Genomic DNA, 20,298 nt, shown 5'->3' with positions numbered 1-20,298 from the left:
TCGAAAAGAAGGACCGTCAGCCCAGCTTTTCGGTAAGCTCCGGCACGGCCTGGAACAGGTCCGCGACCAGGCCATAGTCCGCGACCTGGAAGATCGGAGCTTCCTCGTCTTTGTTGATCGCGACGATGATCTTCGAATCCTTCATGCCGGCCAGGTGCTGGATCGCACCCGAAATGCCAACCGCGATGTACAGATCGGGTGCAACGACCTTGCCGGTCTGACCCACCTGCCAGTCGTTCGGGGCATAGCCCGAGTCGACTGCCGCACGCGACGCACCAACCGCGGCACCCAGCTTGTCGGCCAGGGCTTCGATCAGTTTGAAGTCTTCTTCAGAGCCAACACCACGGCCGCCCGAGACAACGACGCCGGCCGAGGTCAGTTCTGGACGGTCGCTTTCGGCGACCTTGTCCTCGACCCACTCCGACAGGCCGGGGTTTTCACCGACCGATACGGTCTCGACCGGGGCCGATCCGCCTTCGCCGGCCGCATCAAAGCTGGCCGTACGGAAGGTGATGACCTTCTTGGGATCGTTCGACTTGACGGTCTGGATCGCGTTGCCCGCGTAGATCGGGCGCTCGAAGGTCGAGCCGTCAACGACGCCGGACGCGTCCGAGATCACCATCACGTCCAGCAGCGCGGCCACGCGCGGCATGACGTTCTTGGCGTCGGTGGTGGCGGGCGCCACGATATGCTCATAGCCGTCGGCCAGGCTGACGATCAGCGCGGCGGTCGATTCGGCCAGACGGTGACCCAGCGACGGGTCTTCAGCGACCAGAACCTTGGACACGCCGTCGATCTTGGCGGCGGCTTCGCCGGCAGCGGCGGCCGAGCCGCCCGCGGCCAGAACGGTCACGTCACCCAGCTGCTTGGCAGCGGTGACCGCCTTGGCGGTTGCGTCGATCGCCAGTTCGCCATTGTTGACTTCGGCAAGCAGAAGTACAGCCATTACACAGCCCCCGCTTCTTTGAGTTTCCCGACCAGCTCGTCGACCGAGCCCACGATGATGCCAGCGGCGCGTGCCGGCGGCTCTTCGGTCTTGACGACTTCGAGGCGCGGCGTGACGTCGACGCCGTAATCGGCGGCGGTTTTTTCATCCAGCGGCTTTTTCTTGGCCTTCATGATGTTCGGCAGCGACGCATAGCGCGGCTCGTTCAGGCGCAGGTCGACGGTGATGATGGCCGGCATCTTGACGCTGATGGTCTGCAGGCCGCCGTCAACTTCACGCGTGACCTTGGCAGTGTCGCCTTCGATGTCCAGCTCGGACGCGAAGGTGCCCTGGCTCCAGCCCAGCAGAGCCGACAGCATCTGGCCAGTGGCGTTCATGTCGTTGTCGATCGCCTGCTTGCCGCACAGAACCAGTCCAGGCTGCTCTTCCTCGACCACCTTGGCCAGGATCTTAGCGACGGCCAGCGGTTCGATGTCCTGGTGGACGTCATCAGCCGCGACCACCAGAATGGCGCGGTCAGCACCCATGGCCAGCGCGGTGCGCAGCGTTTCCTGCGCCTGCTTGACGCCGATCGAAACGGCCACGACCTCGTCGGCTTTGCCGGCTTCTTTCAGGCGGATCGCCTCTTCGACGGCAATCTCGTCGAACGGGTTCATCGACATTTTGACATTGGCGAGATCAACACCGCTGCCGTCCGCTTTGACACGAACTTTCACGTTGTAGTCGATCACGCGCTTGACAGGCACAAGTACCTTCATTTTTGCGTACGCTCCTTACAAAAACGGCAAGCCGCAATGCGACTCCACCAATGCTCTCGTCGGCCTAGATAGCGCCTTGCGGGGCGTCGGGACAGGGCAAAATCGTCACGTCATGTCGTGGGGACGTCGCGTTTCACGCTTTTTGACGTGAAGGAACGAAAGATTGTTACCCGGCCGATGGGCGGTTTTGCCGCGCCGGATGGTGCGAAAACGCGTTCAAGAAGCTCGGGTTTCAGCGGTTCGCGCCGGCCATTCGGGCCGGGGCTTCGCCCTTCCGGTCGCCACAACGTCCACTGGACGTTGTGCCGCTTTCAGCGGTTCGCGCCCGGAACCCACAAGACGTCATCGCGGCCGCCATTGTTGGCGCAACGGGCTGCCACGAAAAACCAGTCGCTGAGGCGGTTGAGGTATTTCACCGCGGCCTCGTTCACCGGTTCCATGTTGGTTAATTCGACGGCCAGGCGCTCGGCGCGCCGCGAGACCGTGCGGCAGACATGCAGATGCGCCGCCAGCTTTGATCCGCCCGGCAAGATGAAGCTGCGTAGTGGCTCAAGGTCGGCATTCATCGCGTCGATTTCCGACTCCAACCGGTCGATCTGGGCCGGGGCGATCCGCAAGGGCGGGTAATCAGCCTCGGCATCTTTTTCCATGTCGGGGCGGCACAGGTCAGCGCCCAGGTCGAACAGATCGTTCTGGATGCGTGCGAGCGCCGCATCGACCTCGCCCTCGGCCTCGGTGCGAGCCACGCCGACAAAGGCGTTCAGTTCGTCCACCGTGCCATAGGCCGCCACGCGGCCCGAGTACTTCGCAACCCGTTCGCCATTGCCCAACGCGGTTTTGCCGTCGTCGCCGGTGCGGGTATAAATCTTGTTCAGAACGACCATCTACTGCACTCCCTGTCCACGCAGATAGACGTAGAGCACGATCAGCACCACGGCAATGAACTGAAACAGGATGCGCAGCCGCATCATCTTGTTGCTTTTCTTGGCAGCCGCCATGCCGCCCTTGCCGAAATTGGATATGCCGATGGCCAGAACAACGACGACCGCCGCCATGGCCAAAAGAAGTACGCCCATTAGAAGGTCCATGAACTCACCGTCCGCATTTGTTGTATCCTTGCCGCTCCATCTAGCGGGGCGGCCCGCGAAAGCGAACGGGTAATTTCGTCTCAGATACCCGAAAGGATGCGGTCAATCGTACCCGTTGGCAGAATGCGGCGCAAATAACCCGCGATATAGGTCGGTGTGGTCACGTAGTATCGAGCCTTGGGCGACTTTGCCTCGAGCGCGCGGGCAAGTTTGTCGGTTACCGCAGACGCCGGCAGCTCGAACCGGTCGGGGCCCGAGTCTTCGTACAGACGTTTGAGCAGCGACTCCTCATACTTGTCGCGCAGGGCCGAGCTTTCCCAATCTATGAACCGTTCAAAAATCGGTATGGCCTTCTCGCGCAGTTTAGAGGTGATGGGACCGGGTTCAATCAGCACCACTTTGATGCCGGTGCCGCGCAGCTCCAGCCTCATCGTGTCGGTCAGGCCTTCGATAGCGTATTTCGTGGCGACGTAGGCGCCGCGCCAAGGAAAGGCAACCAAACCCAGTACCGACGAGTTCTGCACGATGCGGCCGTGGCCCTGTGCACGCATGACGGGTATCACCTGGCGGGTCAGTTCGTGCCAGCCAAAAACATTGGTCTCGAAGATATGGCGCAACCCGTCGGTGGGCACGTCTTCGATCGCGCCGGGCAGCCCATGGGCACCGTTGTTGAACAGCGCGTCCAACGTGCCGCCCGTTGCTTCGAGAACATTGTCCAATCCCGAAGTGATCGTTTCGGCATCGGTATAGTCGATTCTTGGGCTGTCAAAGCCTTGAGCCCTCAGCCTGTCGCAATCGCGCTGATGTCTGCAGGCGGCAAACACACGCCAGCCGCGCGCACGCATTCCGTGTGCCGCGTCCAGACCAATGCCGGATGAGCATCCGGTGATGAGGATGGATTTCTGCATGTCTGCCCCAAAGTCGTCCTCGGCAAAAACTATTGCGAGGATCGGCCTCCGGCAATGACGGCATCACGTCAATTTGTGCTTTTTCGGATCAACGAGGAGGAAATCCAGCCAACCTGTTGCTCGGGCAACACGCGCAGGCGCAGCCAACCGGTTCCGGACTCGCTCAGAACTTCGACCTGCTGACCCATCCGCGCTTTGCCGATGATCGGATAGATCGTGCCGGGGCCGTCGCGCATGTTCACGCGAGTGCCGGACACGATGCGAATGTCTTTCGGCGGCTCTGACGGTGCAGGGGCTGCTGCTTCCGGTTCGGACTCGGTGTCCAGAACCTGGACGGCCGCGTTTTCATCCAGCGACGCCAGCGAGAAGGTACCGCCGGTATTGTCGAAACTGGACAGATCAGAATTCAGACCGGCGGCGATCTGCGCCAGCAACGCCTCGGTATCGACGGCATCGGCTGCTGGGATCGGTTCCGGCTTGGGTTCGGACGGCTTGGCGGGGCGCAGGGCCACCTTCGTCACAAGTTCGGTTGCCGGGGAGGGGACCAGTGGCCTGGGCTCGGGTTTCTCAGCCGCCGCAACGACGGGTGGTGCCTCGGCGCGCGTGCCGCGCGGTTCGAATTCGGATCCACCGCTCATGACGTAGAAGAACCAGCCGAGCATGGCAAAAGTAACAAGCATAAGGCGCGTCATGGCGCATCCCCCGGTAATCATAACAACAAGAAAAAGGCAGCATTCAATTGTTGGGATCCTACCATAGTTCGGGTCCCGAGTCGAAAATCGGGGGAAATCGCCGGGTTGGCTCCCCCTGTTGCAAAAACCGCGACTTGTCCCCAGCAAAATATGCCTTGGTTGCTTTACCACGCGCGCCGGGCGTCGTATCACATCATCTATGAACGACACGATCGACGACCCCAACATGGAGGCCCCCGACGCCGGAGGCGAGGTGGCCGAACCGCTGCGGCGGGCAATTGGCGAGCGTTATCTGACTTATGCGCTGTCCACCATCATGCACCGCGCGCTGCCCGATGCGCGCGACGGGCTGAAGCCGGTTCACCGGCGAATCCTCTACGCCATGCGCGAGCTGCGACTCAGCTCGACCGGTGGGTTCCGTAAGTCGGCCAAGATCTCGGGTGACGTGATGGGTAATTATCACCCGCACGGGGACGCCGCGATCTATGACGCGATGGCGCGTCTGGCGCAGGATTTCAACGTCCGCTACCCGCTGGTCGACGGGCAAGGCAACTTCGGCAATATCGACGGCGACAACCCTGCGGCCTCGCGCTACACCGAGGCCCGGATGACCATCGTTGCCGAGGCGTTGCTGGAGGGGCTGAACGAGGACGCCGTCGATTTCCGCGACAACTATGACGGCACGCTGACCGAACCGGTCGTCTTGCCGGCACAGTTCCCGAACCTTCTGGCCAATGGCGCCTCGGGCATTGCCGTGGGCATGGCGACCAACATCCCGCCGCACAACATTGCCGAGCTGTGCGACGCCTGCCTGCATCTGATCAAGACGCCCGACGCGCGTGACGACACGCTGCTGAACTATGTGCCGGGGCCCGATTTCCCGACGGGCGGCGTCATCGTCGAACCGGCCGAGAATATTGCGCAGGCCTATCGCACCGGGCGCGGCTCGTTCCGGCTGCGTTGCAAATACGAGGTCGAGGATCTGGGCCGCGGCCAGTGGCAGATCGTGGTCACCGAGATCCCGTATCAGGTTCAGAAATCCAAGCTGATCGAAAAGATCGCCGAGCTGATCCAGACCAAGAAGATTCCGATCCTGGGCGATGTGCGCGACGAATCCGCCGAGGACATCCGCCTCATCCTCGAGCCGCGCTCCAAGAACGTGGACCCCGAGGTGTTGATGAACATGCTGTATCGCAACTCGGATCTCGAGGTGCGGTTCAGCCTGAACATGAACGTGCTGATCGACGGGGTGACGCCCAAGGTCTGTTCGATGAAGGAAGTGCTGCGCGCCTTCCTAGACCACCGGCAAGAGGTGCTGCTGCGCCGCTCGCGTCACCGGATGGCCAAGATCGACCACCGGCTTGAGGTATTGGAGGGCTTCATTGTTGCCTTCCTGAATCTGGACCGCGTGATTGATATCATCCGCTATGACGACGACCCCAAGGCCGCGCTGATGCGCGAGAATTGGGGCATCGACCATGTCCGCGCCACCAGCGAGGCCGACTATGTCTCGCCCAAACCGGGCGAGGGCGAACTGTCCGAAGTTCAAGTCGACGCGATCCTGAACATGCGCCTGCGCAGCCTGCGTCGTCTCGAAGAGATGGAACTGGTGCGCGAGCGTGACGCACTGATGGAAGAGCGCGCAGAACTTGAGGATCTGCTGGCGGATGAGGGTCTGCAATGGGCCAAGATCGCTGAACAGCTGAAAGAGACCAAGAAGACCTTCGGCAAGGATTATGAGGGCGGCGCGCGTCGCACCCGCTTTGCCGAAGCAGGCGAGGTCGAGGACGTGCCGCTTGAGGCGATGATCGACAAAGAGCCGATTACGGTCGTCTGCTCGCAGATGGGCTGGATCCGCGCCATGACCGGCCATATCGACCTGAACCGCGAGCTGAAGTTCAAGGACGGCGACGGGCCGCGGTTTATCTTCCACGCGGAAACCACCGACCGGCTGCTGGTCTTCGCATCGAACGGGCGGGTCTATACGGTCAGCGCCGCGAACCTTCCCGGTGGCCGGGGAATGGGTGAGCCGCTGCGCCTGATGGTCGATCTGCCCAACGAGGCACAGATCGTCGACATCCTGATCCACAAGCCGGGGCGCAAGCTGCTGGTTGCTTCGGATGCGGGCAACGGGTTCATGGTGCCCGAGGACGAGGTGCTGGCCCAGACCCGCAACGGCAAACAGGTGCTGAACGTCAAGGATGACGAGCGCGCGGTGATCTGCAAGCCGATCGAGGGCGATCACGTCGCTGTGGTATCACAGAACGGCAAGTTTCTGGTGTTCCCGGTCTCCGAACTGCCCGAGATGACGCGTGGCAAGGGTGTGCGTCTGCAGAAATACAACATGGCGCGCGGGCGCCAGGGCACGCTGGAGCTGGATGGTGGCCTGTCCGACCTGACGACGTTCAACTGGGAGGACGGTCTGAAATGGTCAATGGGCGGCGACAAGACGCGGCATGAGGCAGATATGTCTCAATGGCTGGCAAAGCGCGCAAGCGTCGGAAAAAAACCGCCCTATGGGTTCCCGCGCGATTACAAGTTCTCGTGATCTTGCGCCGACCACGGTGGAAATCTGCCGATACGGCTTGGCACAAGCTGCATCGGTGCGCTAGATCAAAGAAAAACAGGCCTATCGAGACGAGACAATGCTGCGCATTTTGACCCTGATTACCGGACTGGCCCTGGTGGGCGCCTGCACGCAGACGCAACTCTATGAAGAGCCGGAAGATCTGGGCGAATTCAAGTTGCGCGTGAACTATGCGTTTGCCGACAAGGCCGTCCAGGGGCCGGTGTCTCGGGACGCGACGCCCCAGGAATGGACCGAAGCGATCCAGAAGGCCGTCGATATCCGCCTTGGTCGCTATCAGGGCTCGCAGGAGTATGACATCGGGATCAGCCTCGAAGGCTATATGCTGGCGCCTCCCGGCATTCCGGTGATCTACAACCCCAAAAGCACAGCGATCGTCCTGGTCAACGTTTACGATGTCGGCAAGAAACAGTTTCTGGCCAAGGGCAAGCAGTTCCAGGTCCTCGAAGATACGACCGGTGGCAGCGCTCTGAAGGGCTCGGGCAACGAACGCACCAAGGAAGAGCAGATGAGCGGTTTGGCACTGAAAGTGGCGGACCGCGTCGAGGAATGGCTGGCTGAAGAGCACAAGGACAACGGTTGGTTCGACCTGCGCCCCGGCCTGATCCAACCGATTGAATCCGGACAGGCGATACAAAACCCGGCATAGTTTTGAGGATTTCCCTCAGGATGTGCTTGATTTTCCGCTTTGAACCAAATATCTCGCGCGCGCAGATGTAACCACGGGACCAAGGGTCCCCCAAATCGCAAAAGGGCGCCTGAGGAATGGCAAAGGAAAAGTTTGAGCGTACAAAACCGCACGTCAACATTGGCACGATTGGCCACGTTGACCACGGCAAGACGACGCTGACCGCAGCAATCACCAAGTATTTCGGCGACTTCAAGGCGTATGACCAGATTGACGGCGCGCCGGAAGAGAAAGCGCGCGGCATCACCATCTCGACCGCCCACGTGGAATACGAGACCGACAACCGCCACTATGCGCACGTCGACTGCCCCGGCCACGCCGACTATGTGAAGAACATGATCACCGGTGCGGCGCAGATGGACGGCGCGATCCTGGTTGTGAACGCAGCTGACGGCCCGATGCCGCAGACCCGCGAGCACATCCTGCTGGGCCGCCAGGTTGGCATCCCGAAGATGGTCGTGTTCCTGAACAAGGTTGACCAGGTTGACGACGAAGAGCTGCTGGAACTGGTTGAGATGGAAGTTCGCGAACTGCTGTCCAGCTACGACTACCCCGGCGACGACATTCCGATCATCGCAGGTTCGGCTCTGGCCGCGATGGAAGGCAACAACCCGGAAATCGGCGAGAACAAGATCCGCGAACTGATGGCGGCCGTTGACGAGTACATCGACACGCCCGAGCGCGCTGTTGACCAGCCGTTCCTGATGCCGATCGAAGACGTGTTCTCGATCTCGGGTCGTGGTACCGTTGTGACCGGTCGTGTCGAGCGTGGTGTGATCAACGTTGGCGACGAGATCGAAATCGTCGGCATCCGCGACACGCAGAAGACCACCTGCACCGGTGTCGAGATGTTCCGCAAGCTGCTGGACCGCGGTGAAGCCGGCGACAACATCGGCGCCCTGCTGCGTGGTGTGGATCGTGACGGCGTTGAGCGTGGCCAGGTTCTGTGTAAGCCGGGCTCGGTTACTCCGCACACCAAGTTCGAAGCCGAAGCCTACATCCTGACCAAGGAAGAAGGCGGCCGTCACACTCCGTTCTTCGCGAACTACCGTCCGCAGTTCTACTTCCGTACGACTGACGTGACCGGCACAGTGACCCTGGCCGAAGGCACCGAGATGGTCATGCCCGGCGACAACGTGTCGTTCGGCGTTGAGCTGATCGCCCCGATCGCCATGGAAAACGGTCTGCGCTTCGCCATCCGCGAAGGCGGCCGCACCGTCGGCGCAGGCGTCGTGTCCAAAATCATCGAGTAAGGCGCATCAGCGCATATTGATGAAAAGGGCGTCCCTTGGGGCGCCCTTTTTCTTATTGGGAAGCCGATCAGACGGTTCCAAGTCTGCCAGTGTTTTCGATTTGATGGTGCCCCCGACCCTCGGCTTGAGAAATCTTAACCTTCCGCCCATCTGCTCCAGAAGCTGAACGTCTACCTGATGTGCAACGCCGAAAGCGACCTGTGCACGCTCGGCAGAATGCCCGAACAGCAGGAGGACGCGATGTTTGGCTTTGAGTTTCTGAAATACGGGGCGCAAATCCTTCACAACAAGGACCTGGAAGATATGCGCGAGGCCATTCTCAGCGATGATGATCACGAAGTCGACTGCACCGTCAGAGATTTTTTTCGGGAACGCAGAAGGCTTGGGGGCAAGCAAACCGGTGCCCTTCGCCGTGACTTTGGCGGAAAGCAGGCGGGCTGATCAGAGCTTTGGTTCCCACGGGGCGCGACCGACCATACGATCGGCCTCGGCGGTGATGTCATTCATGTGCTTCTCGAGGCTTTGGCGCAGTTGCTCGATCTGCTCGTCCGTGGCCTTGCGGGGTACGGTCTCAGTCCATTCGCGGCACAGAAAGACGCCTTCGTTGCGCCAGGGGCGCGGCAGCAGCAGCCGGTCCCAGGTGCCTGCCTCACGGCCATGGCGGGCCGAATAGGTGATGCCAAAAACGCGTTTTCCTGAGCTGCGCGCCCAGACCAGCGGGACGGTCGAGCACACCCGTTCCGGGCCGCGTGGACCGTCGGCAGCTATGCCGATCGAGATCCCTTGTTTCATCTTGCCCAGCACTTCACGCGACAGGGCCACGTGACGCTTGTGGCTGGACATGGCGATGGTGTCCATGCCGAAGAGCTTCTGCACCCGGCCCACCATGCTGCCGGCGCGCGCGGCCGATGTGATCGAGCAGATGCGCCCTTTGTCCAGCGGAAAGAAATAGGGCGATTGTGCCAGCCGCTGGTGCCACAGCACGACGATGACCGGCTCGCCCTGTTCCGCGAGCTTGTCCAGTTCATCATAGCCGATCCGCTTCCATTTGGTGTTACGATGGACCATCCTGATGTAGCTGGCGATGCGGCGCGCGGCCCAGTTCAGGGTCGTCTCGCTGTCGGCAATCTTCTTGCGAAGGCTCAAGGGTAATTTCCTCTCGGTGGGCCGAACCTTGTCTTATAGAACTGCACGACGCACGCAACTTCTTTGTCGATTGCATATGTGTCCGAGAAACTGAAAAAGCCTCTTGAGTCCGTCGCGCCGCTGGCATATCTGATGGCGCACCACAGGGGTATAGCTCAGTTGGTAGAGCGACGGTCTCCAAAACCGTAGGTCGCGGGTTCGAACCCTGCTGCCCCTGCCATTCTCCAAGCAATTCAGCAATGCTGCCTCCAAGGTCAACCGTGCTGTGCCGGTTTGGTTCGCCAAACCTCTTGACGTGCGGGTAAAGAACGAAAAGGCTGTTCAGTCAGTTGGATAATGAACGGGTCACGGTTTGCGACGCGCGATCTGCGCGGGGTGGACCGAGCCAAAACAAACCGGCGTTGGACAGGCCGTTGGGGGAGAAATGACGGATATCGCCGCTTTTCTGGAGAAGTTGGGGCTGTCCAAATACGCCCCCGCTTTCGCTGCGGCAGAAGTGGCCTTGTCCGACCTCGTTCATCTGTCCGAGCATGATCTGATCGATCTCGGGCTGCCGCTGGGTCCGCGACGTCGCCTAATTGCCGCAACCGCGCGTTTTGCCCAGGATACGGCCGGTGACGCCGTGCACACTCGCCGACAGGGGAAAATCGTGGCCGAGCGCCGGCAATTGACGGTCATGTTCGTTGACCTCGTCGGCTCGACGGCAATGTCCGAGCGCCTGGATCCGGAAGACCTGGGCGAACTGGTGCGTCGATTCAAAGAGACTTGCACAACCGCCGTCTCGAAATTCGGTGGTCACATCGCCTGTTTCATGGGGGATGGTGCGATGATCTATTTCGGCTATCCGCACGCGCAGGAGGATGCGGCCTCGCGTGCGATCGAGGCCGGGTTGCAGATTTTGGACGAACTCCCCGCGATCGACCGAAAGGAAGAGCTGCAGGCGCGGATCGGAATCGCCACGGGACTTGTGGTGGTCGGCACAATCTATGGGGACGGGTTGCGGGAAAACGACGTGGTCATGGGGCGGACGCCGAATCTGGCCGCCCGCCTGCAGGGTCTGGCCGAACCAAATTCGCTGATCATCAGCCCCTCGACGCGCCGCCTGATCGGGGGCGCTTTCCGGCTGAAGGATGCGGGCAGGCATGTTCTGAAGGGGTTTGCGGACGAGGTTCAGGCCTGGACCGTGGAGGGTGCCGCACGGATCGAACGGCGGTTCGAGATCAATCCCGAAGCGGGTTCCGGCCGTCTGATCGGTCGCGGCTCCGAGTTTCGCAAGCTGTGTGACAAGTGGAACGAAGCCAGTCACGGGGCGGGTCAATCCGTTCTGATCTCAGGTGAGGCGGGGATCGGAAAGTCCCGGCTGATCGAAGGGTTGGCGCACGAGTTGCAGGGTCAGGACATTCTGCGTCTGAATTTTCAATGCTCGCCGCTGCACTCAAGCAGTGCTCTGTATCCGATCGTGCAGCAACTGGAACGTTCAGCCGGGTTCGCGCCGGCGGATACGGACGCCCAAAAGCTGGACAAGCTTCTGCCGCTGCTGCGGTACCTGACGTCCGAACAGCAGCGCCTGATTGCGGATTTGTTGAGCATCGATGCCGATGATGCACTAGGACCCTTGGACTTGCCGCCGCAGGTCAAGTTGGAAAAGACGCTGGAAGCCGTAACGCAGCAATTGGTGTCGATGGCCCGAAGCAAACCCGTTCTGTTGCTGTTCGAAGACGCGCATTGGGTGGACCCGACCACGCTTTCGCTGACGGATAGGGTGATCGAGCGGATTCGTGACCTGCCGGTTCTTATCGTGGTCACGGCCCGGCAGGGGTTTGACCCCAGCTGGGGGCACCACCACAACACGTTGCACATCCCCCTGACCCGATTGTCGAATGCCGAGGTGGCGGAAATCGTCACGGATGTCGCGGGGGGCAAGCCTTTGCCGGGACCGGTCTGCGACCTGATTGCCGCCAAGACCGATGGGATCCCGCTCTTTGTACAGGAGGTGACGCGCGGCCTTCTGGAATCCGGCCAGTTGCGGCTGACCGAGGATGGCTATGTCCTGCGCGGTCCGCTGCCGTCGCTGTCGGTGCCCAGCACGCTCAAGGATTCGCTGATGGAGCGACTCGACCGCCTGGGTATGGCAAAGGACGTGGCGCAGACCGGCGCCGTGTTCGGGCGACGCTTTTCGGTGGCTCTGGTCGCGGCGGTCTCCATGCTGCCGGCGGCGTCGATGCAGGCCAGCCTGGAACAATTGGCAATGGCGGGCATCATCCAGCGGCCACCGGACGGGGCCGAGGACGAATACCTGTTTCGCCATGCCCTGATCCGGGACATGGCCTATGACAGCCTTCTGCGATCCGAGCGGCAGGTCCTGCACGACCAGGCTGCGGGTGTATTGCTGGACCAGCAACCCTATCTTGCACAGACCCAGCCCGAAGTTCTGGCCCAGCACTATACGCTGGCAAATCGCCCCGAAGAGGCCGTTACTCATTGGCAAAACGCCGGTCAGAGAGCGATCGAGCGGTCGGCCCTGTCCGAAGCACTGACCCATTTGTCCAAGGCGCTCGGTCTTGTCTCAGACCTGCCGAAAAGCCGCGACCGCGACTTGCGCGAGATTGACCTGCAAGTGCTTCGGGCCGGTGTCTTGCGCTCGACTGACGGGATTGCAGGCGAAGCGACAGGCGAGGCCTATGGCCGGCTGCGCGAGCTGTGCCGTCGGGCCCGCGAGACGGAACGCCTTTTCCCGGTTCTCAATGGGCTTTATGCGTTTCACCTTGTGCGGGCCGAGTACCGCCTGGCCGGTGAGGTGGCGGACCAGATCCTGGACCTGGCTGAAGTCAGCGGCCGGACCGAGCACCGGATGGTAGGGCACCGCGCCATGGGGGCCGTACAACTGCACATCGGCAATCTGACCGATGCCAGAGCGCACCTTGAGCAGGCCTGGACCCTTTACGATTTCAAAACACATGGGAAGCTGGCCTATGTCTATGGCACCGACCATGCGGCCATCACAGCTGGCTTCCTGGGGGTCTGTTACAGCCTGATGGGTGAGCCGGCCCGTGCGCGAAAGGTTCAGGCGCAAGCTTTGGACTGGGCCAATGAATTGCAACACGCGCACAGCGTAGCCCAGGTCTTGACCTATACGTGCATGGTCCATCTGTTGCACCGTGATATCGACGCACTGATCGCGACCGTCGCACCGCTGGAGGAGATTTCTCGCGAGCACAGGTTGGCCTTCATGTCGATCACCGCCCGCATGTGGCTCGGTTGGGCGCGGGCGCACCGGACCCCGGACGCCGAGCACATCGCGGCCCTGCGGCAGGCGTCGGATGACTGGTGGTCTAGTGGCGCCGGAAACTACAAAAGCTTCTTTCTATCGCTGATCGCGGAACTTCTGGTGCGTGCCGGGGGGCTCAAGGCCGCCAAGCAGGCGCTGACGCAGGCTGAACTTTGGCGCAAAGATACCGACGAAGGCTGGGCCGATGCCGAGGTTTTCAGGGTCCGCTCGTTGCTTGACGATCATGAGCGGAAAGATCCTGAACCGATCCTCAAACAGGCGGTGTCCGAGGCGCGCAAATGCGGGGCCAGCCTGTTCGAACTGCGCGCAGCCGTGGCGCTGACGCGCCACGTTTCCAAAACCGCGGGGAAGCCGGGGCCATGGCTGTCGGATGCCCTGGAACGTTTCGACCCAAAGGCCGACATCCCGGAATTGCTTGAAGCCCGGGCATTGCTTGAAACGATCTCTTGACCGGTACGGAAGCTTTCTGCCAGCTTGGGACGGGCAGAAATGGGTTGATGGAAAGACCGTAAAACGTGCGCGCAGTGTTTTTTCCCTGCGCGTTCTGCATGTTATGCCAAGGGAGCGCCCATCATGCGCAAGATAAGCAAGACCATTCTGGCCAAGGATCGCGTCGCCTCCAGCCGAACGGACCTATCGCTGCAGCGCTATCATCCGATTACGCCCGAGCAGATACGGGAGTTTGAAAAAGGCCTGGTTGGATCGGTCGTTTTGCCGACGGACCCGAACTACAACACGGATCGCCAACTTTGGAACCCGGCCTTTCAGGACTACCCGGAAATCATTGTCTATTGCGAAACCATTCAGGACGTGCGGGCCAGTCTGGCCTTCGCGCGGGCCCATGATCTGTGGGTGGTCAGCCGATCGGGCCGGCACAGTACGGCGGGGTACTCGGTCAACAATGCGATGGTGCTGGATACCAGCAGGATGTGTTACGTGACGGTCGATCCAGATACCCCGATGGCCTATGTCGGCCCCGGTACCCCGTTCAAAGTCCTGAACTCGGTGCTGGATTCCTATCACCTGCATGTGCCGGGTGGCGCGTGTCAGGATGTCTGCGTGGCCGGATTCATGATGGGCGGAGGATACGGGTTCACGTCGCGCCTGTTCGGAATGGCCTGCGACAATGTCCTGGGCGTGACGGTTATGCTGTGGGATGGCAGTATCGTAATCGCGGATGACACGACCAACCCCGATCTTTTCTGGGCGATCCGGGGAGGCACCGGCAACAATTTCGGGGTGCTTCTGGAAATCCGGTTCAAGCTGCACAACCTTTACGAAGTTTGGGGCGTTCATATCAAATGGCCGCTGGACAGGGCTGCCAAGGCTTTGGAGTTTCTGCAGGCCAACTACATGAAGGACGGACTCTCGGACAAATTTGGGGCCTACATCTTTCTGGCTTATCAAGGAGACCAGAAGGTTCTTTTGGTCTCGGCCCTATATCACGGCCCCGAAGACGAAGGGCGCCGGGTCATCCAGCCGCTGCTGGACGAACCCATCGGCGGCCACATGGAAAACAGCAAGACAGGAACCTACCAGCAGATCAATTCCTGGCTGTATGACGAGAAATACGACATCCCGGTGGTCCCGGATCAAGCCCGCGAAGACAAGCAGGGCGGGTATATCGCCCGCCAGTTGTCGCAAGATGAATGGCAAAGGGTCGTCGATTATCTGGACAGCACGCCGAACGCCTACGGGGCGGTGGCGATCGAGCCGTATGGCGGGGCGATCAACCGAATGCCGGTTGGCAAACAGGGAAACGCCTTCATTCACCGCGACGTGTCGATGAATTTCTACGTTGACGTGTTTTGGTTGTCCGAGGATGAGAAAGACGTCGTGGTCCCATGGCTGGATGGGTTCATGCAGATGATGACGGACGAGGGCTTCTTCATCGACCGCTGTTATCAAAATTATCCGCGGCGCACTCAGCTGAACTATCGATGGCTCTATTGGGGCGACAACTTCAACTCACTTCTGTTCGTGAAGCAGAAATTCGACCCCCAGAACTTCTTTCACTACCAGCAGAGCATTTCTCCGGTTCCGGACGACGCGCCGCCGGACATCATTCGGGATAAGTCGACTCCGTTCTTCTCGGACCCGACGATCACCTATCAAAGCTATTCGTACCCCTGAAAACAGGTTGCGGAGCGGCATGGCCAAACTGGAGAGGGCCCGGCATGGACACGATACAGGAAATCTTCTTTTTGCCGCCGATGGCCGTTGCCAGGCTTGGTCCGGGCGAGACCCCGCTGGAAAGCTACGAATGGCAGCAGGATCTGGACGCGCATGGCAACAACAAGACGGTCATACGCTCGAACGTGACTTTGCGGGAAAACGAGGATGGGAGTGTCTCGGCCCACCTGCCGGACCCGCGGAAGATCCGATTTCGGGATGAAGGCACCGGCGCCCTGCGCCCGGTCGCGCCGTTCTTTGAGCTGTGGGCGCGGATGTTCGATGCTGAAACCGGCGAGGCCTATGAAACTCCTGTCACTCTGAACCTTCTTGAAGGGCAGGGGCTGTCGCTGAAGAACATCCGCTACACTGTCGCTGTAGGCAATCAGAAAGCCGCCCGCCGCACCGGAGATGCAGCCTGCGGGTTTCGCGCCCGGGTCGAGATCGCGGCCGAGGACTTTTCTCCCAAACCCTTGCTGGCCTTCAGCCCGCACACGTCGGAACAGCAGCCGCTGGTCTATGAACACAACCCGATCCCGCTGGGCTCGGTGCGGGTTGTCCGCCCGGTCCAAGGGACGGACGAGCCGGTGCCCGGCGAGATGGTGGACCGCAGTCTTCTGCGTTTGCGGTTCACTCCGCCCAAGGGCGAGGTATACGGCCCGCCCGATGCCGCCTTCGGCCCTGCAACCCTTGCTGTGCCGGGATACAAGAATGACCCGCCCAAATCGGAATATGGCCGGATTCATGAGATCGTGCCGGCGCAGAACCGCATCCTGAACCCGGACACGCCCTGGTCGAAATGGATCATGATGTCGGGGTTGTCTGATGATCCCGAACCGCATGACAGTTATGATGGTGCCCGAGTCGGCAACGATCAGTCCTGGGGGGTGGTTGACGACACCTGTGATGGAACGATCGAAGCCACGCTGGCTGTTCGAGGTCAGCGTTTGGTCGCCCGGGCGCGCATCTTCACCGGACCGCCGGATTTCGCTCCGGATTGCCGGCCTTTCTACAGCCTCGAAGACGATCTGGCGGATCGCGACATGTCGTTGATCTCGGTCACCGCAGAAAACTACCTTGATGCAAAAACCGAAGTGGTCGACATCTTCCGAAAGGCGTTCGAGACCAACAGCCTGATCAATCTGGATGACATCCGGGCACAAGGCCTCAAAGACAACGCCTCTCTTCAGGCTCAGACCAATATCGCTCCCACACCGGGCCTGCCGTCCACCGATGCGGCATCGATGACGGAAAAGGACGCGGTGCCTCCCGACAAGATCGACGAGTTGATCCGCCCACAGCCGGTGTCGGTTTTCTCGAACTCGGTCCCGAATGAACAGCTGCCCTATACGGTCGCCACCAAGTTTGTGCACGAGCAGTTGATCGATGAGGAAAACCTTTTGGACTTTCTGCGCCGCAGGCCTGATTTCGTGCGGCGATTGATGCGCCCGCCCTTTGGCATTCTGGCCCAGTTCGAAGAGGATCCGAACCCTGACCAGACACCCGATCCCGCCTTCCGCGACCCGCGGATCGTGCGCGACATGATGCACGACGCCCGCATGCCGCCCTACATGCGGGATTCCAACTATTTTCCGCTCTCGCTGTCACGGCGGCAGTACCATCTGGTGATGTCTTTCATCGATTACCTCGAGGCGCACCCGCCCGCGCCCGGAACCGAACCGGTAGGAGAGCCTCGGGATGTCTGACAAACCAGCGCCGATCCGCATCAAACCCCGCAATCTGACGGCCCGTGCGGCCTACAAGGTGCCCGGCAACCCTGACAACACCCGGCTGGACGGGTCGGTCGGAAATTGTTTCCCGGGGCTGGAAATGGACGTACGCGACCTTGATCGCCGGTTCTTTCCGGGATTGGTTTTCAATGCCGTACGTGTCCCACTGAACCCGGTTCCGGAAGCACCCGAAAACACGCAAGGGTTTCATCTGGTCTATGTCGACTATTTCTATGACCCGATGTTGCCCGATGACAGTTCGGCACCTTGGGTGCAGGACTTGCTGGACGCCTATCGTGGCGAAATCGGCGCCGAGCTGTCCAGCGGCCGGTGGTTTCTGGCCTGGGTCGAACAAGGCGGCCGACGTATCTCGTTCCGCGACGACACGGGCAAACCCTACGACGGCATGCTGGTCTGGCGGTTCATCCGCAGCCTTGAATGCGGCGACGACCATCCGGTGACCATCGCACTGGAGCGGCGCAATCACGACGGTGTCGTCGACGCACCGCCGGTCGTCCTGCATGGATACCGCCGGCAGTACCGCACCGAAGCCGGCGTGTTCGATACGGCCTACGACCCCGGAGAGCTGACCCAAAGCCTGTGCAATCCCTGGTCGCATGACTTTCGGGATTGCGGCTGCCACTACTGGCCATCAAACCACCCGGATGTGGTCACTGCCGAAGTACCGCATGACACCCGCCTGCCGACTGGTGCGCCCGACGATCCGGTTGTGGCCGAAACCTATCTGGATTGGCTGCGCTCGGACAAATCGCCCTCGGGCAATGTGGCGGCGTTGAATACCGTCGAACAGAACCGCCCGTTTCAGATCGACCATTACGAGGTCAACCAGATGTGGAGCGACCTGCCGATCGTAGTCGAGGGACGCGAGACCGGCGAAGTCTATGAGGCCGACACGGACCTGCCCGGTGTCGAACCGTATGAAAGCGTAGCGGCGATGGTCAAAGACCTGCAGACCCGTCTGGCGCCGATGGAGATGACGCTCAGCCTGCAATACCTCTATGCCTATTTTTCGCTGGCCGATCCCGAAACCGTCGGTTCCGAGCGCTGGCCAACGCTGAAGGATGATCTGATCTTTGCGCGGCGCGCCCTGCTTGAAGTTGCGATCGGCGAGATGACCCACATGCGCTGGGCAAACCAGTTGCTGTGGTCGTTGCAGGGCAAGGATTACGAACCGGTGCTGACGCCCGCGCTTGCCCTGCCCATCGGACCCAAGCGGATCATCCCACGGTCGTTGCGCCCTTTGACGCCTGAGGCCATCGACGACTTCATCGAGATCGAACGCCCCGACGGGTTCATAGACCGCGCTTATGCCCAGTGCGTGGCGACACTGGAACACAAGGCGTTCACCGATCGGCGCCTGTATGCTTTGGCCGTGCGGATCGACACCGACGGCGACGAACATTTTCTGCGGTTCCGCCAGATGAAGGACGTTCTGGCCAAATACCAAACGGGCCGCGGCACACCTGCCTATCTGCGCCCGATCCAAGTGGGCTCGGAAACGCAGGCGAAAGAGGCACTGGATCTGTTCCGCCGCATCACCGATGGGCTGGAACAGGCCTATCAAAACGAGGCTCAGAACCGATTCACCGAAGCGCAGGAGTATATCCAGCAGGTGCGCGACACGATGAAAAGCTTCCGGGTCGCCGGTGAAGCCTTGGCGGAAAAGGGTATAGGTATCCCGTTCTGGCCCGAGGTCGAGACATGACCCACCCATCTGCCGAGGTGCATTTTTTCGAAACGACCTTGGGCGAGCACATGCTGGCCGTAGATGGCTCGCGCGTGTTCGACGTGCCCGACGGAACGGCGGATCACTTCGCCCGTATGACCGCCGAAGGACAGCGAGGGTTTCTGTCGAAGATGGGTCTTGATGGTGTGCCGTTCATTGACGCCGCGCCGCCGCGCCGCATGCCGGTCAGGTCTTTGTCGCTGGCGGTCGCGCAGAAATGCAACTTGGCGTGCACATATTGCTATGCCTCGCAGGGCAGCTTTGGTGGTCCTGCCCGCAGTATGGAATGGGAGGTCGCGAAAGCCTCGGTCGATCGGCTGATCATGGACGCGGAACCCCGCTCCCGGATCAATCTTGCCTTCCTGGGAGGCGAGCCGTTGATCAATCGCGACCTGATCCGAAAAACGACGATTTATGCTGCCGAACACGCGCAACGCAACAACGTGGATGTGGGCTTTTCGATCACGACGAACGGCACGTTGCTGCGCCCGGAGGACGCTGAGTTTTTCGAAGACCACGCCTTTGCCGTCACCATCAGTCTGGATGGTGTTGGCAAGGCACATGACCGGCTGCGCCCCAACCGGGGTGGGCGCGGCAGCTACGACATCATTCTGCGCAAGGTGCAGCCGTTGCTGGACAAACAACATCGCATGCAGGTGGGCGCTCGGGTCACCGTGACACCGCGCAACCTCGAGCTGCCTGAGACCCTGAACCATTTCATAGGCTTGGGTTTCCACTCGGTCGGGTTCTCACCCATGCTGGCTTCGCCAACCGGGCGCGAAGAAATGAGCAGCAAGGACATGGCCGAAATGCTTTCGCAGATGATCCGCTGCGGACGCGTTTTCGAAGACGCCGTGCTGCAGGGCCGCCGCTTTCCCTTCTCGAACATGGCCGCCGCAATGCACGAGATCCACCGTGGCACGCACCGGCCCTACGCTTGCGGAGCCGGTGGCGGATATTTCGGGGTTTCGGCGGATGGCGATCTGTTCGCCTGCCACCGCTTCGTCGAGGATGACTTGGCCGCGATGGGCAACGTCCATGACGGCCCGGATGCGCGACGAGAAGCCTGGCTGGCCGAGCGCCACGTGCACAACCAATCGCCGTGCAACACCTGTTGGGCACGGTACATGTGCGGTGGCGGTTGCCATCACGAGGTCATTCATCGTGGCCGCCCGGCATGTGATTATATCCGCGGTTGGCTGGATTTTTGCCTGCAGGCCTATGTCCGGCTGTCGGCTGCCCGCCCGGATTTCTTCGGCGACGCAGCCCGCCGTTCGGCCTGAGGGCGCAGCGG

The 20,298-nt window shown here is 61.0% G+C and carries 16 protein-coding genes and 1 tRNA gene; 9 read left to right on the top strand and 8 right to left on the bottom strand.

Annotated elements, in window-relative coordinates:
* Nucleotides 1-16 precede the first annotated feature (16 nt).
* The 6 genes from ACR3EL_RS14135 to ACR3EL_RS14110 form a co-directional block, all read right to left on the bottom strand.
* Complete coding sequence (locus ACR3EL_RS14135; protein ID WP_170342627.1) at nt 17-946, bottom strand: electron transfer flavoprotein subunit alpha/FixB family protein; 930 nt, start codon at nt 944-946, stop codon at nt 17-19.
* Nucleotides 946-1,704, bottom strand: coding sequence for an electron transfer flavoprotein subunit beta/FixA family protein (locus ACR3EL_RS14130; protein WP_170342626.1), 759 nt, complete (start codon nt 1,702-1,704; stop codon nt 946-948). Before ACR3EL_RS14130 ends, ACR3EL_RS14135 begins: the two co-directional genes overlap by 1 nt.
* A 311-nt stretch (nt 1,705-2,015) precedes the next feature.
* Nucleotides 2,016-2,588: a cob(I)yrinic acid a,c-diamide adenosyltransferase gene (locus tag ACR3EL_RS14125; RefSeq protein WP_170342624.1), complete on the bottom strand. Its 573-nt coding sequence runs from the start codon at nt 2,586-2,588 to the stop codon at nt 2,016-2,018.
* Entirely contained in the window at nt 2,589-2,792 is a 204-nt protein-coding gene (locus ACR3EL_RS14120; RefSeq protein ID WP_093965306.1) for a twin transmembrane helix small protein, read from the bottom strand.
* Between the two features lie 80 nt (nt 2,793-2,872).
* Nucleotides 2,873-3,700, bottom strand: coding sequence for an SDR family NAD(P)-dependent oxidoreductase (locus tag ACR3EL_RS14115; protein WP_170342623.1), 828 nt, complete (start codon nt 3,698-3,700; stop codon nt 2,873-2,875).
* A 68-nt stretch (nt 3,701-3,768) separates the two neighbouring features.
* Nucleotides 3,769-4,392 (bottom strand): SH3 domain-containing protein, encoded by a 624-nt coding sequence (locus ACR3EL_RS14110; RefSeq protein ID WP_254432992.1) that lies wholly within the window; start codon nt 4,390-4,392, stop codon nt 3,769-3,771.
* A 199-nt stretch (nt 4,393-4,591) separates the two neighbouring features.
* On the opposite strand from ACR3EL_RS14110, the gene ACR3EL_RS14105 reads away from it, so the two are divergent.
* From ACR3EL_RS14105 to tuf, 3 genes are all read left to right on the top strand, one after another.
* Nucleotides 4,592-6,940: a DNA topoisomerase IV subunit A gene (locus ACR3EL_RS14105; protein ID WP_480722028.1), complete on the top strand. Its 2,349-nt coding sequence runs from the start codon at nt 4,592-4,594 to the stop codon at nt 6,938-6,940.
* 97 nt (nt 6,941-7,037) lie between these two features.
* The gene (locus tag ACR3EL_RS14100) at nt 7,038-7,628 is read left to right on the top strand and encodes a hypothetical protein (protein WP_170366314.1); all 591 of its coding nucleotides are present in this window, start codon (nt 7,038-7,040) and stop codon (nt 7,626-7,628) included.
* Nucleotides 7,629-7,744: 116 nt separating this feature from the next.
* On the top strand, nt 7,745-8,920 hold the full coding sequence (tuf, locus tag ACR3EL_RS14095) for an elongation factor Tu (RefSeq protein ID WP_170343064.1): 1,176 nt from the start codon (nt 7,745-7,747) through the stop codon (nt 8,918-8,920).
* A gap of 6 nt (nt 8,921-8,926) precedes the next feature.
* Here the strand turns inward: tuf and ACR3EL_RS14090 are convergent, their stop codons facing one another.
* A complete protein-coding gene (locus tag ACR3EL_RS14090) occupies nt 8,927-9,316 on the bottom strand; it encodes a hypothetical protein (RefSeq protein WP_170339496.1) in 390 nt (129 codons plus the stop codon).
* Nucleotides 9,317-9,361: 45 nt separating this feature from the next.
* Nucleotides 9,362-10,066 carry a lysophospholipid acyltransferase family protein gene (locus tag ACR3EL_RS14085; protein WP_170339498.1) on the bottom strand — a complete coding sequence of 235 codons (705 nt, stop codon included), beginning with the start codon at nt 10,064-10,066 and terminating at the stop codon, nt 9,362-9,364.
* Between the two features lie 144 nt (nt 10,067-10,210).
* On the opposite strand from ACR3EL_RS14085, the gene ACR3EL_RS14080 reads away from it, so the two are divergent.
* From ACR3EL_RS14080 to ACR3EL_RS14055, 6 genes are all read left to right on the top strand, one after another.
* Nucleotides 10,211-10,286 (top strand) — tRNA-Trp (locus ACR3EL_RS14080).
* Between the two features lie 204 nt (nt 10,287-10,490).
* Nucleotides 10,491-13,805, top strand: a complete 3,315-nt coding sequence (locus ACR3EL_RS14075; protein WP_170339499.1) for an AAA family ATPase — start codon at nt 10,491-10,493, stop codon at nt 13,803-13,805.
* A 123-nt stretch (nt 13,806-13,928) separates the two neighbouring features.
* Nucleotides 13,929-15,488, top strand: coding sequence for an FAD-binding oxidoreductase (locus tag ACR3EL_RS14070; protein ID WP_170339501.1), 1,560 nt, complete (start codon nt 13,929-13,931; stop codon nt 15,486-15,488).
* A 44-nt stretch (nt 15,489-15,532) separates the two neighbouring features.
* Nucleotides 15,533-17,233, top strand: a complete 1,701-nt coding sequence (locus ACR3EL_RS14065) for a hypothetical protein (RefSeq protein WP_170339503.1) — start codon at nt 15,533-15,535, stop codon at nt 17,231-17,233.
* The gene (locus ACR3EL_RS14060; protein ID WP_170367677.1) at nt 17,226-18,983 is read left to right on the top strand and encodes a ferritin-like domain-containing protein; all 1,758 of its coding nucleotides are present in this window, start codon (nt 17,226-17,228) and stop codon (nt 18,981-18,983) included. Before ACR3EL_RS14065 ends, ACR3EL_RS14060 begins: the two co-directional genes overlap by 8 nt.
* Nucleotides 18,980-20,287, top strand: coding sequence for a radical SAM/SPASM domain-containing protein (locus ACR3EL_RS14055; protein WP_170339507.1), 1,308 nt, complete (start codon nt 18,980-18,982; stop codon nt 20,285-20,287). Before ACR3EL_RS14060 ends, ACR3EL_RS14055 begins: the two co-directional genes overlap by 4 nt.
* Nucleotides 20,288-20,298: the final 11 nt, after the last annotated feature.

The organism is Ruegeria sp. BJ3, assembly GCF_056535665.1.
This window is presented reverse-complemented; position numbering and strand designations above follow the sequence as displayed.

What these genes read in the sequence shown, in the direction of transcription:
- ACR3EL_RS14120 (WP_093965306.1), bottom strand. Translation starts at nt 2,792, where the DNA reads ATGGACCTTCTAATGGGCGTACTTCTTTTGGCCATGGCGGCGGTCGTC.
- ACR3EL_RS14075 (WP_170339499.1), top strand. Translation starts at nt 10,491, where the DNA reads ATGACGGATATCGCCGCTTTTCTGGAGAAGTTGGGGCTGTCCAAATAC.
- ACR3EL_RS14115 (WP_170342623.1), bottom strand. Translation starts at nt 3,700, where the DNA reads ATGCAGAAATCCATCCTCATCACCGGATGCTCATCCGGCATTGGTCTG.
- ACR3EL_RS14070 (WP_170339501.1), top strand. Translation starts at nt 13,929, where the DNA reads ATGCGCAAGATAAGCAAGACCATTCTGGCCAAGGATCGCGTCGCCTCC.
- ACR3EL_RS14065 (WP_170339503.1), top strand. Translation starts at nt 15,533, where the DNA reads ATGGACACGATACAGGAAATCTTCTTTTTGCCGCCGATGGCCGTTGCC.
- ACR3EL_RS14135 (WP_170342627.1), bottom strand. Translation starts at nt 946, where the DNA reads ATGGCTGTACTTCTGCTTGCCGAAGTCAACAATGGCGAACTGGCGATC.
- ACR3EL_RS14130 (WP_170342626.1), bottom strand. Translation starts at nt 1,704, where the DNA reads ATGAAGGTACTTGTGCCTGTCAAGCGCGTGATCGACTACAACGTGAAA.
- ACR3EL_RS14055 (WP_170339507.1), top strand. Translation starts at nt 18,980, where the DNA reads ATGACCCACCCATCTGCCGAGGTGCATTTTTTCGAAACGACCTTGGGC.
- ACR3EL_RS14105 (WP_480722028.1), top strand. Translation starts at nt 4,592, where the DNA reads ATGAACGACACGATCGACGACCCCAACATGGAGGCCCCCGACGCCGGA.
- ACR3EL_RS14060 (WP_170367677.1), top strand. Translation starts at nt 17,226, where the DNA reads ATGTCTGACAAACCAGCGCCGATCCGCATCAAACCCCGCAATCTGACG.
- tuf (WP_170343064.1), top strand. Translation starts at nt 7,745, where the DNA reads ATGGCAAAGGAAAAGTTTGAGCGTACAAAACCGCACGTCAACATTGGC.
- ACR3EL_RS14100 (WP_170366314.1), top strand. Translation starts at nt 7,038, where the DNA reads ATGCTGCGCATTTTGACCCTGATTACCGGACTGGCCCTGGTGGGCGCC.
- ACR3EL_RS14110 (WP_254432992.1), bottom strand. Translation starts at nt 4,392, where the DNA reads ATGACGCGCCTTATGCTTGTTACTTTTGCCATGCTCGGCTGGTTCTTC.
- ACR3EL_RS14125 (WP_170342624.1), bottom strand. Translation starts at nt 2,588, where the DNA reads ATGGTCGTTCTGAACAAGATTTATACCCGCACCGGCGACGACGGCAAA.